Annotated in this window: 17 protein-coding genes and 1 other annotated feature; all 17 genes read left to right on the top strand. The window is 39.7% G+C overall.

Going from position 1 to position 12,459, the window contains the following annotated elements:
• The first annotated feature begins 87 nt into the window (after nucleotides 1-87).
• The 17 genes from WBG45_RS00830 (at nucleotide 88) to pheA (ending at nucleotide 12,430) form a co-directional block, all read left to right on the top strand.
• A complete protein-coding gene (locus tag WBG45_RS00830) occupies nucleotides 88-699 on the top strand; it encodes a Maf family protein (protein WP_424411898.1) in 612 nt (203 codons plus the stop codon).
• Nucleotides 689-1,387: a RadC family protein gene (radC, locus tag WBG45_RS00825; protein WP_024534372.1), complete on the top strand. Its 699-nt coding sequence runs from the start codon at nucleotides 689-691 to the stop codon at nucleotides 1,385-1,387. The genes WBG45_RS00830 and radC overlap by 11 nt, the downstream gene beginning before the upstream one ends.
• A 94-nt stretch (nucleotides 1,388-1,481) precedes the next feature.
• Nucleotides 1,482-2,498 carry a rod shape-determining protein gene (locus WBG45_RS00820; protein ID WP_024534373.1) on the top strand — a complete coding sequence of 339 codons (1,017 nt, stop codon included), beginning with the start codon at nucleotides 1,482-1,484 and terminating at the stop codon, nucleotides 2,496-2,498.
• Between the two features lie 14 nt (nucleotides 2,499-2,512).
• The gene (mreC, locus tag WBG45_RS00815) at nucleotides 2,513-3,400 is read left to right on the top strand and encodes a rod shape-determining protein MreC (protein WP_424411897.1); all 888 of its coding nucleotides are present in this window, start codon (nucleotides 2,513-2,515) and stop codon (nucleotides 3,398-3,400) included.
• The gene (gene mreD / locus WBG45_RS00810) at nucleotides 3,397-3,921 is read left to right on the top strand and encodes a rod shape-determining protein MreD (protein ID WP_424411896.1); all 525 of its coding nucleotides are present in this window, start codon (nucleotides 3,397-3,399) and stop codon (nucleotides 3,919-3,921) included. Before mreC ends, mreD begins: the two co-directional genes overlap by 4 nt.
• Before the next feature lie 22 nt (nucleotides 3,922-3,943).
• Nucleotides 3,944-4,615, top strand: a complete 672-nt coding sequence (gene minC / locus WBG45_RS00805) for a septum site-determining protein MinC (protein WP_424411895.1) — start codon at nucleotides 3,944-3,946, stop codon at nucleotides 4,613-4,615.
• Between the two features lies 1 nt (nucleotide 4,616).
• Nucleotides 4,617-5,414, top strand: a complete 798-nt coding sequence (gene minD / locus WBG45_RS00800) for a septum site-determining protein MinD (RefSeq protein ID WP_424411894.1) — start codon at nucleotides 4,617-4,619, stop codon at nucleotides 5,412-5,414.
• A 95-nt stretch (nucleotides 5,415-5,509) separates the two neighbouring features.
• On the top strand, nucleotides 5,510-6,445 hold the full coding sequence (locus WBG45_RS00795) for a nuclease-related domain-containing protein (protein ID WP_424411920.1): 936 nt from the start codon (nucleotides 5,510-5,512) through the stop codon (nucleotides 6,443-6,445).
• A 280-nt stretch (nucleotides 6,446-6,725) separates the two neighbouring features.
• Nucleotides 6,726-7,286, top strand: a complete 561-nt coding sequence (locus WBG45_RS00790) for a hypothetical protein (protein WP_424411893.1) — start codon at nucleotides 6,726-6,728, stop codon at nucleotides 7,284-7,286.
• Nucleotides 7,273-7,872, top strand: coding sequence for a metalloprotease (locus WBG45_RS00785; RefSeq protein ID WP_424411892.1), 600 nt, complete (start codon nucleotides 7,273-7,275; stop codon nucleotides 7,870-7,872). Before WBG45_RS00790 ends, WBG45_RS00785 begins: the two co-directional genes overlap by 14 nt.
• Nucleotides 7,873-7,911: 39 nt before the next feature.
• Nucleotides 7,912-7,987: a sequence feature (ribosomal protein L21 leader region), on the top strand.
• Nucleotides 7,988-8,001: 14 nt separating this feature from the next.
• The gene (gene rplU, locus WBG45_RS00780; protein WP_024534381.1) at nucleotides 8,002-8,310 is read left to right on the top strand and encodes a 50S ribosomal protein L21; all 309 of its coding nucleotides are present in this window, start codon (nucleotides 8,002-8,004) and stop codon (nucleotides 8,308-8,310) included.
• Nucleotides 8,311-8,322: 12 nt separating this feature from the next.
• Nucleotides 8,323-8,658 (top strand): ribosomal-processing cysteine protease Prp, encoded by a 336-nt coding sequence (locus tag WBG45_RS00775; RefSeq protein WP_024534382.1) that lies wholly within the window; start codon nucleotides 8,323-8,325, stop codon nucleotides 8,656-8,658.
• A 15-nt stretch (nucleotides 8,659-8,673) separates the two neighbouring features.
• Entirely contained in the window at nucleotides 8,674-8,964 is a 291-nt protein-coding gene (gene rpmA / locus WBG45_RS00770; RefSeq protein WP_024534383.1) for a 50S ribosomal protein L27, read from the top strand.
• A gap of 284 nt (nucleotides 8,965-9,248) precedes the next feature.
• Nucleotides 9,249-9,779: a Spo0B domain-containing protein gene (locus WBG45_RS00765; protein ID WP_424411891.1), complete on the top strand. Its 531-nt coding sequence runs from the start codon at nucleotides 9,249-9,251 to the stop codon at nucleotides 9,777-9,779.
• Nucleotides 9,780-9,782: 3 nt separating this feature from the next.
• Nucleotides 9,783-11,072: a GTPase ObgE gene (obgE, locus tag WBG45_RS00760; RefSeq protein WP_024534385.1), complete on the top strand. Its 1,290-nt coding sequence runs from the start codon at nucleotides 9,783-9,785 to the stop codon at nucleotides 11,070-11,072.
• A 17-nt stretch (nucleotides 11,073-11,089) separates the two neighbouring features.
• On the top strand, nucleotides 11,090-11,545 hold the full coding sequence (locus WBG45_RS00755; protein WP_424411890.1) for an ACT domain-containing protein: 456 nt from the start codon (nucleotides 11,090-11,092) through the stop codon (nucleotides 11,543-11,545).
• 12 nt (nucleotides 11,546-11,557) lie between these two features.
• The gene (gene pheA / locus WBG45_RS00750; RefSeq protein ID WP_424411889.1) at nucleotides 11,558-12,430 is read left to right on the top strand and encodes a prephenate dehydratase; all 873 of its coding nucleotides are present in this window, start codon (nucleotides 11,558-11,560) and stop codon (nucleotides 12,428-12,430) included.
• Nucleotides 12,431-12,459 lie beyond the last annotated feature (29 nt).

The following is a 12,459-nucleotide window of genomic DNA, read 5'->3' as shown; positions in this document are numbered from 1 at the left end:
AAGTGGTCAAAATTAAATTATTGCCCTTTTGACACATTTTTCAACAGAGAAATAGTTCTGTATGATGTCAAAAAGGAGCTGATTTGAATGAAATTTAAGACAACAAAACCGCTTATTTTAGCATCTGCCTCACCGAGAAGAAAGGAACTACTATCGTTACTAGGTGCACCATTTGAAGTGAAAACGATAGAAGTGGATGAACAATCAGTTTTTGGCTTATCACCAGCTGAATTAGTTTGTAATATTGCCATGGAAAAAGGTCTACAAGTGGCTGAACATAATCAACATGCCATCGTCATTAGTGCAGATACGATGGTTTTTATCGATGACGAACCGATAGGAAAGCCAGATAGTGTAGAGATGGCAAAAGATCATTTGCGTAAATTGTCTGGAAGGACGCATACCGTCATTACAGGTGTGGCCATTTATTTCGACGATATTTGTAGCGTGTTTTTCGAGAAAACCAAAGTTACATTCTTCTCTCTTTCTGAGGAATGGATTAGTAATTACGTAGCTAGTGGAGATTGTTTTGACAAGGCGGGGGCTTATGGCATTCAAACTGCTGGCGCCTTAATGGTTGAACACGTGAATGGCGACTACAATAACGTAGTTGGCTTACCAATAGCTGGGCTTTATCGAGAACTAAAGCACTTAGAACTTATTGAACATGTAAAGGCTGGAGCACGCTATGATAACTGATATCAAACCAACATTGATGATCCGTGATGTGCCGGCTTCCGATCGCCCCCGTGAAAGATTAATGAAACAAGGTGCTACAGCGTTATCAAATCAAGAGTTGATTGCGATTTTGTTGCGAACAGGTACGAAACAAGAATCAGTTCTTCATTTAGCCAATCGAGTATTAGTATTTTTTGAACAACTTCACGAATTGAAAAATGCCACGATTGAAGAAATCATGTCGATAAAAGGAATCGGTGAAGCAAAGGCAGTTCAATTACTAGCGGCAGTCGAACTTGGTCGACGCTTAGCTCAACAACAAACAGATGGAAAATTCACCGTGCGTTCACCAAAAGATGCTGCAACCTATTTAATGGCGGATATGACGTCATTAAAGCAAGAAAATTTTGTTGTGCTATTTATGAATGTGAAAAATCAAGTTTTACACAAACAAACGATCTTTATAGGCAGTTTAAATGCTAGTATTGTACATCCCCGAGAAATATTCAGAGAAGCGGTGAAACGTTCTGCCGCCTCGATTATTTGCGCTCATAACCACCCTTCTGGGAACCCGTCTCCGTCACCAGAAGACATAGAGGTAACGAAGAGAATTCAAGAAGCCGGACAGATCATGGGCATCGAATTACTTGACCATGTGATTATCGGAGATCATCAATTTATAAGTTTGAAAGAAAAGGGTTACATGTGACACTGTGATTTTCTCTTTTTATCCGTTATAATCAAAGTTATGGTTTAAACTAAGCTAAGATTAACTGGCTAAGGATAGAAAGGAAGAACAAAACGTGTTTGGATTCGGAGCAAAAGATGTCGGGATAGACCTTGGCACAGCAAATACTTTGGTATTTATTAAAGGAAAAGGGATCGTATTACGCGAACCTTCAGTAGTAGCTAAAAATACAAATAATGGTGACATCGTGGCAGTAGGTAACGATGCTAAAAATATGATTGGTCGTACTCCAGGTTCAATCGTTGCCATTCGCCCAATGAAAGATGGAGTTATTGCAGATTTTGATATCACAACAGCAATGATTCAGTATTATTTAAAAGAAGCAATGAAAGCGTCAGGCGGTACTTGGAAAAAGCCAAACGTCATGATTTGCGTACCTTATGGAATTACGTCTGTTGAACGTCGGGCAGTAATTGATGCAGCTCGTCAAGCTGGCGCAAGAGATGCTGTAACGATTGAAGAACCATTTGCGGCAGCAATCGGTTCAAACTTACCAGTATGGGAACCAACAGGTAGCATGGTAGTAGATATCGGTGGCGGTACAACTGAAGTTGCAGTTATCTCACTTGGTGGGATTGTGACAAGTGAATCAGTGCGCGTAGCTGGTGACGCGATGGATCATGCGATTACTAGTTATATTCGTAAAATGTACAACTTAACGATTGGTGAACGTACAGCCGAAGCTATTAAAATAGAAATCGGTTCTGCTAAAGTCATTGATAATGTTGAGAAAATGGAAATTCGTGGCCGTGATTTAGTGACAGGTCTTCCAAAAACACTTGAAATCTCTTCTGAAGAAATTGCAGAAGCGTTGAAAGAATCAGTTACTGCAATTATTGATGGAGTGAAGAAAACATTAGAACAAACACCTCCAGAATTATCTGCAGATGTGATGGAACGTGGAATTGTCTTAACTGGCGGTGGCGCATTACTTAAGAACTTGGATAAAGTGATTAGTGATGAGACAAGCATGCCAGTCTTTATTGCAGAGAACCCGTTAGACTGCGTTGCAATCGGTACGGGAATGGCGCTTGAGCATATGAATATGATTCGCCAAAATTCTAAACAATAAGGAGGACCGTTCTAATGCCACAACTTTTTTCGAATAAGCGATTGATTTTGCTGCTTGTCGGGGTAATCTTTCTTGTGGCATTGATCAGCTTCTCTCTCAAAGATCGTGATAATGCATCGTTACCTGAACAAATTATTAAAGATGTGGTTGGTTTTGGGCAATCTATTTTCTCGAAACCAACACAGTACATAACAGGTGTTTTCGATAATGTTGATTCTTTGTTAAATACGTATGAAGAAAATAAACGATTAAAAGGTCGTTTAGAAGAATTTGCGAAATTACAAGCTGACGTCAACGATTTATCATCCGAGAATACGAGATTAAGAGAAGTTGTAGACAAACAAGACGATCTTCGAAAGTATGAGCCGATACAAGCAACTGTAATCGCGAGAAATCCTGATCAGTGGGAAGAAAAAGTAATACTCGATAAAGGCGAAGTTCACGGAGTCGAAAAGAACATGGCAATTATGACCGCACAAGGCTTAATTGGGAAAATCATACTTACGACACCATTTACTTCTACTGTAGAACTTTTATCGACACAAAATCCAAACTATCGCGTATCTGCGATGGTAATGGGCGATAAAGAAGTATTCGGCTTAATTGAAGGATACGATGATGAGCGAAACGAACTAATTCTAAAACGAATCGATTCAAATATTGAAATCAAAAAAGGTCAGAAAATCATGTCATCTGGACTAGGTGGGATATTCCCGAAAGGTCTTCTGGTCGGGGAAATTACTGAAGTATCGACAGACGATTTTGGTTTAACGAATATGGCTTATGTAAAACCTGCAGCTGATTTTGCCCTGCTTGACCACGTGATGATTGCCAAACGAGTTATGACAACGGTCGATGGGACAGATGGAGAAAATACTGCGACTGATGAGGACGAATCATGAAGCGTTTTATTGTTCCAGCCATTGCTGTCGTGCTTTTTTATCTTGAACCCGTTTTCGGGCTATTTTCTCCCCTAGATATTAACGGGGAGTATCGGTATTTAATCCCTCGATTTCTCATCATGTATTTGATATTCATTTCCATCTACTATAGTCGCAACCGCGCGATGGCGTATGCATTACTTTTTGGGCTCTTGTATGATGTGTTTTTCATTGATATTATTGGATTGTATTCTTTTTTATATCCATTAATTTGTTTACTAGCTAGTTATATAGTGAAATTCATACACCAGAACTTATTGGTGACAACAATCGTGTCACTGGTGTTAGTTGCTGGTCTTGAGTTCGCGTTATACCAATTCTTTTCATTAATTGGATTGACCGATATTTCGTTACAAGCTTTTGTTAGCGATCGTCTCATTCCAACAATGATTGCAAATTCAATTTTCTTAGTGGTGCTAGGCTGGGCATTTAAATATGTAATCAATGCACGATTGTTGCAACGATTAAATCAGCCAAATTGATTCTACGCGTGAGGTGACGCATTTGACGAAAAAGCAACTAGTCTACATAAAAGGGACAAAAGATGGTCTAGTGCTTCGGCTTGATGATCAATGCGCATATGCCGAACTGGTGGATGAACTAAAGCTAAAAGTTTCGGACGAAGGCATCGATGGACAAGCAGAGGTATTATTACAACTTGGAAATCGCTATTGCTCTGAAGAACAAATAAAAGAACTCATTGCAAGCGTGCACACGTCTCCACATTTACGTGTCTCAAGAGTGCAAAGCGATGTCATTTCCGTAGAAGAAAGCAATCGACGCATTTTAGAGCGTCAATCAGAAACATATGTTGGCATCGTTCGCTCTGGACAAGTTGTCAAAGCAGAAGGTGATTTAGTCGTCGTAGGAGATGTTAACCCTAATGGCAAAATCGTAGCGGGTGGCAATATTTTTGTACTTGGCCGCTTAAAAGGTAGTGCACATGCAGGGGCGAATGGCAATAAAGAGGCTGTTATCGCGGCATCTTGGTTAGAAGCGACACATATTAAGATTGATGAAACACTTGAAACAATGACGGATGAATTGACGATTCTTTCTGAACAACCCGAGATGGAATGCGCATATTTGCATGCAAATGGCTTCATTGCAATCGATAGATTACAAGAACTGCGTTTATTAAGACCGCAATTATCTACATTTAAAGGAGGAAGCTAATGTGGGAGAAGCTATCGTAATTACTTCAGGTAAGGGAGGCGTTGGCAAAACAACGACAACCGCCAACCTTGGGACTGCATTGGCACTTCAAGGCAAGAAAGTTTGTTTAATCGATACTGATATTGGCTTACGTAACTTAGACGTAGTACTTGGATTAGAAAACCGAATTATTTATGATTTGGTTGACGTAATCGAAGGTCGTTGTAAAGTTCACCAAGCTTTAGTAAAAGATAAACGTTTTGATGACAAATTATATCTACTTCCAGCAGCGCAAACGACAGACAAAAATGCTATTAACCCGGAGCAAATGAAAGAACTTGTAACGGAATTAAAACGTGACTATGATTATGTCGTAATTGACTGTCCTGCAGGTATTGAACAAGGATACAAAAATGCAGTAGCAGGTGCAGACCGCGCAATCGTCGTTACCACTCCTGAAATTTCAGCAGTGCGTGATGCGGATCGTATTATCGGTTTGCTTGAACAAGAAGATATTGCTCCACCAAAATTGATTATCAATCGTATTCGCCAACATTTAATGAAAGCCGGCGATGCGTTAGATGTTAATGAAATTACGACACACTTATCTATTGATTTACTTGGTATCATTATGGATGACGAAAGCGTTATTACATCTTCTAACAAAGGTGAGCCAGTAGTTATGGATCCAACAAACCGTGCTGCTCAAGGCTACCGCAACATTGCGCGTCGTATTTTAGGCGAATCGGTACCATTAATGTCTATGGACTCGCAGAAAAAAGGCATATTCTCAAAATTAAAAGCCGTTTTTGCTAAATAAATTAGTTAAATCCTCCACTATTGAATGAGTGGAGGATTTTTTTAGGAGTGATAAGACTGAATAATTTGAAAACATTCGAGTTGCATGTGTTAAGAATGTGTGTATTGCATTCGAGAGTTGTCGATAAAAGATTGATTAGCGAAGATTATCGGACGACAAAAGCAGGATTTGCTGGCGAGGATAAAGTATCGCGATTTTTAGGAGAGGTTGTTTTAACTGGCAAAATGGAGATTTATCGAAATGTCGTGATGGACAACACTCAAATGGACATTATTGTGGTGACACCGAAGATGATTTGCATTTTGGAAGTGAAAAATATGAAGGGTGAATTTTATTTTGATTCCACGTCAAAACAATTTTACCGGGTAATTGACGGCGGTAAGAAGGAGGGTATGAGAAATCCGGAACTTCAATTGCAGAGAGCGGTACGAGTTTTGCAGAGAAAATTTACGCTTAGAGGAGTTCACATTCCCGTTCAAGGTTTAATTGTCTTTGCGAGTCGATCAGGCATTGTTATTCAACCTCCAACGCTTTTCCGTTCAGTTCCTATCGACGCCATGTGCGATACACTCGAAGAGATGGAAGCTAAGAGTAATAAGCTTTTGACAAATGAAGAGTTGAAAAAAGTACGGCATATTCTGAAACGTGGAACTTATACTGTCCATGATGTGGGATTAATGGAGCGACTTGGTATCGAGCGAAAAGAGATTCGTCCAGGAGTGAAATGCGGGAAATGTTTCGCAATAGGGATGAATCGAGTGTATTCTACGTGGGTGTGCGGATATTGTGGATGTCATGACAAGGATGCACATTTCGCGACATTGCAAGAATACCAACTTCTATTTGGCAGCGAAACTACAAGTAGAGATGTGAAGTGGTGGTTGGGGATTGACGATAAATATTTAACTTCGAGATTATTAAAGAAGTGCATAGAAAAGTATAGTGGTAGTGATAAAAATAGAATCTATACATTGAAATTTGAACCATGGCGGTTGGAATCATTTCTAGCATTTGAAATGAGGAAGAGATAAAGGGTTAAAATCTAATTTGGCAGCCTTGCGCTTACGCGAAAGGCTGCGTTTTTGTGGTAAAACCGGTCGGGAATTAGGGGGAAATTGGATAGTTGCAACCAAATCGAGAAAGTTGCAACGAAAAAGCAAAAGTTGCAACGAAAACAGAAAAGTTGCAACCAAATGACGAAAGTTGCAACGAAATCAAAACCTCCCTATAACTCTCACTCTAAAATCTATATATCCATAGAAATATATAAAACTAAGTCTGCATATACTACCCAAAAAGGGGGGCTGCAGCATGAAATCTGCACAAAAATGGATCATCGCATGTATATTCACCGTTGGCATCATTGCTATCGTTCAAATCCAAGAGCAAAAAGGTGGAACTTCACAACTACGCACACTATTTACCCAAGGGAAAGATATTCAAATGGTTCGCGAATTTGTTCTCGCGCAGTTACCAAGAGATTATCAACCCGAACTCATTCCTGTGGCAGCAACTCCCAAAGATGAAATGATTCCGACGATGGCGACTTATGAGACTATGCAACCTTATGAAGAAGGTGTGCTAGTTTCATACAATACACCGATTCAAGTGACTGCCAGAGAAGATGGAATCATTCTGTTTACTGGTCACACGCGTCATACGGGGAAAACGATGACGGTTCTTTATGATGGTGGAGATATTGTGACCTATGGTTTTGTAGAAAATTTTTCTAATTTACCATATACAGCGGTTGGAGAGAATGACTTAATTGCAGAAGTTCAGCCAGGATCGATGTTTGTGAAAATAGAACGTGGAGGTATAAATTTAGAACCCTCTGCAGTTACAGAATGGATGACCGATGTACTTTACTAAAATTCGTATGCATCCGATTATGATTCCTATCATTATTTACTTGATAGCTACTGCGCAGCTCGCGCACTACAGCATCATTATTTGCTCGTTGATCTTTCATGAATTAGGTCATATTGCGGCAGCCAAATGGACGGGCCTTAAGTTGACGAGTTGTACCATTCTCCCCTATGGTGGAGCGATTAAAATCAAAAATCTTTACCTTGCTCCCTCACATCAACAGTGGCTTATTGCGATTGCTGGGCCACTTGCAACGGCGGTGCTTTATTTGACTGCACAATTTTTTACTTTTCCAGGACAAGCTTTTTTTAATCAAGTTCAATTGACGATACTTGCGCTGAATTTGATTCCCATCTTGCCTTTAGATGGAGGACAAGCGTTGAAGGCCATACTTCCGAAATATCATCAAAACACTCATTTAGCATTGTCTATCTGTGTTTCTACCTTGCTTATATTAGTTACATATAATCAAATGCATCTCGCATTTATATTTACATTTATCGCATTTCAAAATATTCGCACATGGCAATATCGGAAATATGAAGAAGCTTTCAATAAAATTGTGACGAAGCAGTTGACGCTACCTTAGCAGTATGGTAAAGTTTTAATGTTATTGTTTGTAGCACCCGTGCTACTACAACCGCTCTGAAGAGGTCAAAGTATCTGAAAAGATCACCTCATTTAAGGCGAGTCTGAGTCTAAGAGGAGGTGCAGTAAAATGTACGCAATTATTGAAACTGGTGGTAAGCAAATCAAAGTTGAAAAAGGTCAAGAAATCTACATCGAAAAATTAGGTGTTGATGCTGATGAAGTTTTCACATTTGATAAAGTATTATTCGTAGGTGGAGACAATGTGAAAGTTGGAGTTCCTTTCGTTGAAGGAGCAACAGTTAAAGCGACAGTCGTGAAAAACGGCAAAGCTAAAAAAATCACTGTTTTCAAATATAAAGCTAAAAAGAACTATCATCGTAAACTAGGTCATCGCCAACCTTACACGAAACTTGTGATTGATTCGATCAATCTATAAGATGTGTAAAAGATGATTAAAGTAACGATTGATAAAAATCAATCCAATGACATTCTTTCTTTTGAAATGAAAGGCCATGCAGATTTTGCTGAACATGGAAAAGATTTAGTATGTGCAGCCGCAACAGCTGTTTCTTTTGGAGCAGTTAATGCAATCGCTGAACTAACTAAAGTGATTCCTGATGTGAAGCAAGGACAAGACGGCGGATTTCTCAAAGTCTCGTTTTCGCAGGACTTAGTTCCAAAAACGAATGAACAGGTACAATTAATTGTACAAGCGATGATTGTTTCTTTACAAACGATTGAAAAAGATTATGGACAGTATATAAAAATAACCTTCAAAAAGTAGGGGGTGAAACAAATGATGTTAAGATTAGATCTTCAGTTTTTCGCTTCGAAAAAGGGAGTAGGTTCGACTCGTAACGGACGTGACTCACAATCAAAACGCCTTGGCGCTAAACGCGCTGATGGTCAACACGTATCAGGTGGTTCGATTTTATACCGTCAACGCGGTACTAAAATTTATCCAGGTGAAAACGTAGGCCGTGGTGGAGATGACACACTTTTTGCGAAAGTTGACGGTATTGTACGCTTTGAGCGTTACGGCCGCGACAAGAAAAAAGTTAGTGTATATCCTGTAGCTCAAGAAGCTTAATTCAAACAGCCAAAGGACTGCATAACTGCAGTCCTTTTTCTTTTTCCAAAAAACAATATTTACTTAGAAATACACACGGATTTAGATATTCTGTGTTTAGCTACAAGCGCTATTTCGCATCTAAGCTTTAGGGACTCATTCGAAAGTAAGTTTTCGATTCGTTCCTTCCAGAGTCCGGTGTCGAACTAAGGTAGCGCTTTACGCTTTTCTAATTTGCAACAAAATCGCTTCATTTCTTGGTATACTAAGGAAATGAGATTAGCATAATGGAGAGTGTGAGATATATGACCGATAAAGCATTTTCAGTAAATGAAGCATTGAGATATGCAAGACATGATTTTTTAAATCAGTTGCAGCTTATTAAAATGAATATTGATTTAGAGCGACTGGATGAAGCGAAAGAGGTCATTAATCACTATACCACTGAAGTTAAAGCATTTTATGAATTGTCGAAGTTAAGTCTACCCCTCACTTCTGAGTGGCTTCAAACCGTGAATTGGCGTTTTGCTGGCTTTCAAGTGAAGATATCTAGTCATATTGAGACTACCTGTAATGCCTTATTAGATTCCTCGATTCGTGATGTGCTTGAACAAGCAATTAAGCTTTTGCACACACAATTAAGTCCCTTTACAGAACAACAATTACACATTCATATTGTGTGTACCCAGTCTGGATTTAAACTTACGTTTGAAGCAATCGGAGAATGGGAACCAATACAGCATGAAATTAACCATGAACCACAAGTTACATTGACTCATGAATGCAAAACGTCCAAGAATTGGCGTTTTCATATAGAAGAAAGCAAGGAGGGATAGTCTATGTTTGTAGATCACGTAAAGATATCCATTAAAGGCGGAGATGGCGGAGATGGTATGGTCGCGTTTCGTCGTGAAAAGTATGTTCCAAACGGTGGACCCGCAGGCGGAGATGGCGGCCGTGGAGGAAGCGTAATCTTTGAAGTTGAAGAAGGTTTACGTACACTAATGGATTTCCGTTACAAACGATTCTTTAAAGCGGACCGTGGAGATCACGGACAAAGTAAAGGTATGCACGGCCGTGGTGCAGAAGATTTAATTATTAAAGTTCCACCGGGTACCGTGGTAATGGCTGAAGAAGGCGGTCCAGTATTAGCTGATTTAGTTGAACATGGTCAACAAGCAGTTATTGCAAAAGGTGGCCGTGGAGGACGCGGAAACTGTCGTTTTGTAACACCTCAAAATCCAGCACCTGAACTGTCAGAAAAAGGCGAACCGGGGCATGAAATTGATGTAGTTTTAGAGCTTAAAGTATTAGCTGACGTAGGATTAGTTGGATTCCCAAGTGTTGGGAAATCTACACTACTTTCAGTTGTCTCTGCAGCGAAGCCAAAAATTGCTGCTTATCATTTCACGACGATTGTTCCTAACCTAGGAATGGTTGAGACAACAGATCACCGTAGCTTTGCGATGGCTGATTTACCAGGTCTTATTGAAGGCGCTAGCCAAGGTGTAGGTCTAGGTCACCAATTCTTACGTCATATTGAACGTACACGTGTTATTGTGCATGTTATTGATATGTCTGGAATTGAAGGACGCGACCCATATGAGGATTATGTGACGATTAACGAAGAACTTCGTCAATATAACTTGCGTTTAACTGAGCGTCCACAATTAGTGGTTGCTAACAAAATGGATATGCCGGATTCAGAAGAAAACTTAGCAGAATTCCGTAAGAAATTACCGGAAGATGTGAAGATTTTCCCGATTTCAGCACTTTCACGTAAAGGGTTAAATGAATTATTATTCGCTATTGCTGATTTACTTGATGTAACAGAAGATTTCTTGCTTCACGAAATGGATGAAGAAGAGTCTGATAAAACGGTTCTTTACAAGCATACATCTGAACGTGAAGGTTTCGATATATCACGTGATGACGATGGCGCGTACGTATTAAGTGGTTCGTCAATTGAACGTTTATTCAAGATGACCGACTTCTCACGTGAAGATTCAATTCGTCGTTTCGCACGTCAGCTTCGTGGTATGGGTGTTGATGAAGCACTTCGTGAACGTGGTGCAGAAAATGGCGATACTGTAAGACTTCTCGAATTCGAATTTGAATTCATCGAATAGAAAGTGAGGATGGAGACATGAAAGACGTATCTGAACAACGATATTTTTTAGTACGCGAAGATGTGTTGACGGAAGCGATGCAAAAAACACTTGAAGCCAAGGAGTTATTGCAAAGTGGAGAAGTCGCGTCAATTTGGGACGCGGTAAAAAAAGTGGACTTATCACGTAGCGCTTTTTATAAATATCGAGATGCCGTCTTTCCATTCCATTCCATTGTTCGCGAACGTATTTTAACAGTGTTTTTACAACTAGAGGATCGCAAAGGAACTTTGGCTACGCTACTTCATACAGTTGCAGAAACGCAATGTAATGTGCTGACGATTCATCAAACCATTCCTATCCAAGGGCGTGCCAATGTGACGCTTTCCTTGGATGTTACGGCGATGAATGTCCAATTGGATGATTTCCTTCAACAATTGAAACGTTTAGATTTTGTGGAGTCAGCGGAAGTCATTAGTTCGGGTGCATCTTAAGGAGTGTTTAACATGGTAAAACAATCGTGGGAATCACGAGTGGCTTATTTAGGACCAGAAGCATCCTTTACACATTTAGCAGCAGGTGAAGTGTTTGAAGGGGAGTGGCTGGTGCCCTATGCGACCATTCCTGAGTGTATAGAAGCGGTTGCCAACGATGAAGTCGAATATGCCGTTGTACCTCTAGAAAATGCTCTGGAGGGCTCTGTACCCCTTACCATTGATTATTTGTTTCACGATGTAAAATTACATGTGTCAGCAGAAATTTTATCACCGATCCAGCAACATTTTATGGTTCATCCTGAGCAAGTAACGAACTGGCAAGATATCGAATCGGTATTTTCCCATCCTCATGCTCTCGCCCAGTGTCATAAATATTTATATTACCGTTTCCGTGGGATTCCTTTAGAACAAACAACCTCGACTGCAGCTGCAGCGAAATTTGTTTCTGAGCATCCTGACAAAACGTATGCTGCTATCGGTAATGAATTTGCTGCGAAGAAATATGGATTAACCATTGTGGAATCGAATATTCATGATTTTCATTTCAATCATACGCGATTTTTTGTCCTTCAAAAAACAAACAGAAAGCTGAATAAAGCAGGTCATGACGAATCACCAAAAACGACTCTTATGATCACTTTACCAGTGGATGATCGATCGGGAGCACTACATCAAGTGTTATCTGTATTTGCATGGCGTCAGTTGAATTTGAGTAAAATTGAATCGCGCCCATTAAAAACAGGACTTGGTCATTATTTCTTTATCATGGATGTTCTAGAAGATGAAAATGCAACGATGATGCAAGGTGCTAAAGAAGAACTACGTGCTCTAGGGTGCGAAGTAAAATCTCTTGGTACATATTTTACATACAAAAAGGAATGATTGCAGATTCTGCAATCATTCCTTTTTTA

Source organism: Paenisporosarcina sp. (assembly GCF_049671445.1).
Taxonomy (GTDB): Bacteria; Bacillota; Bacilli; order Bacillales_A; family Planococcaceae; genus Paenisporosarcina.
This window is presented reverse-complemented; position numbering and strand designations above follow the sequence as displayed.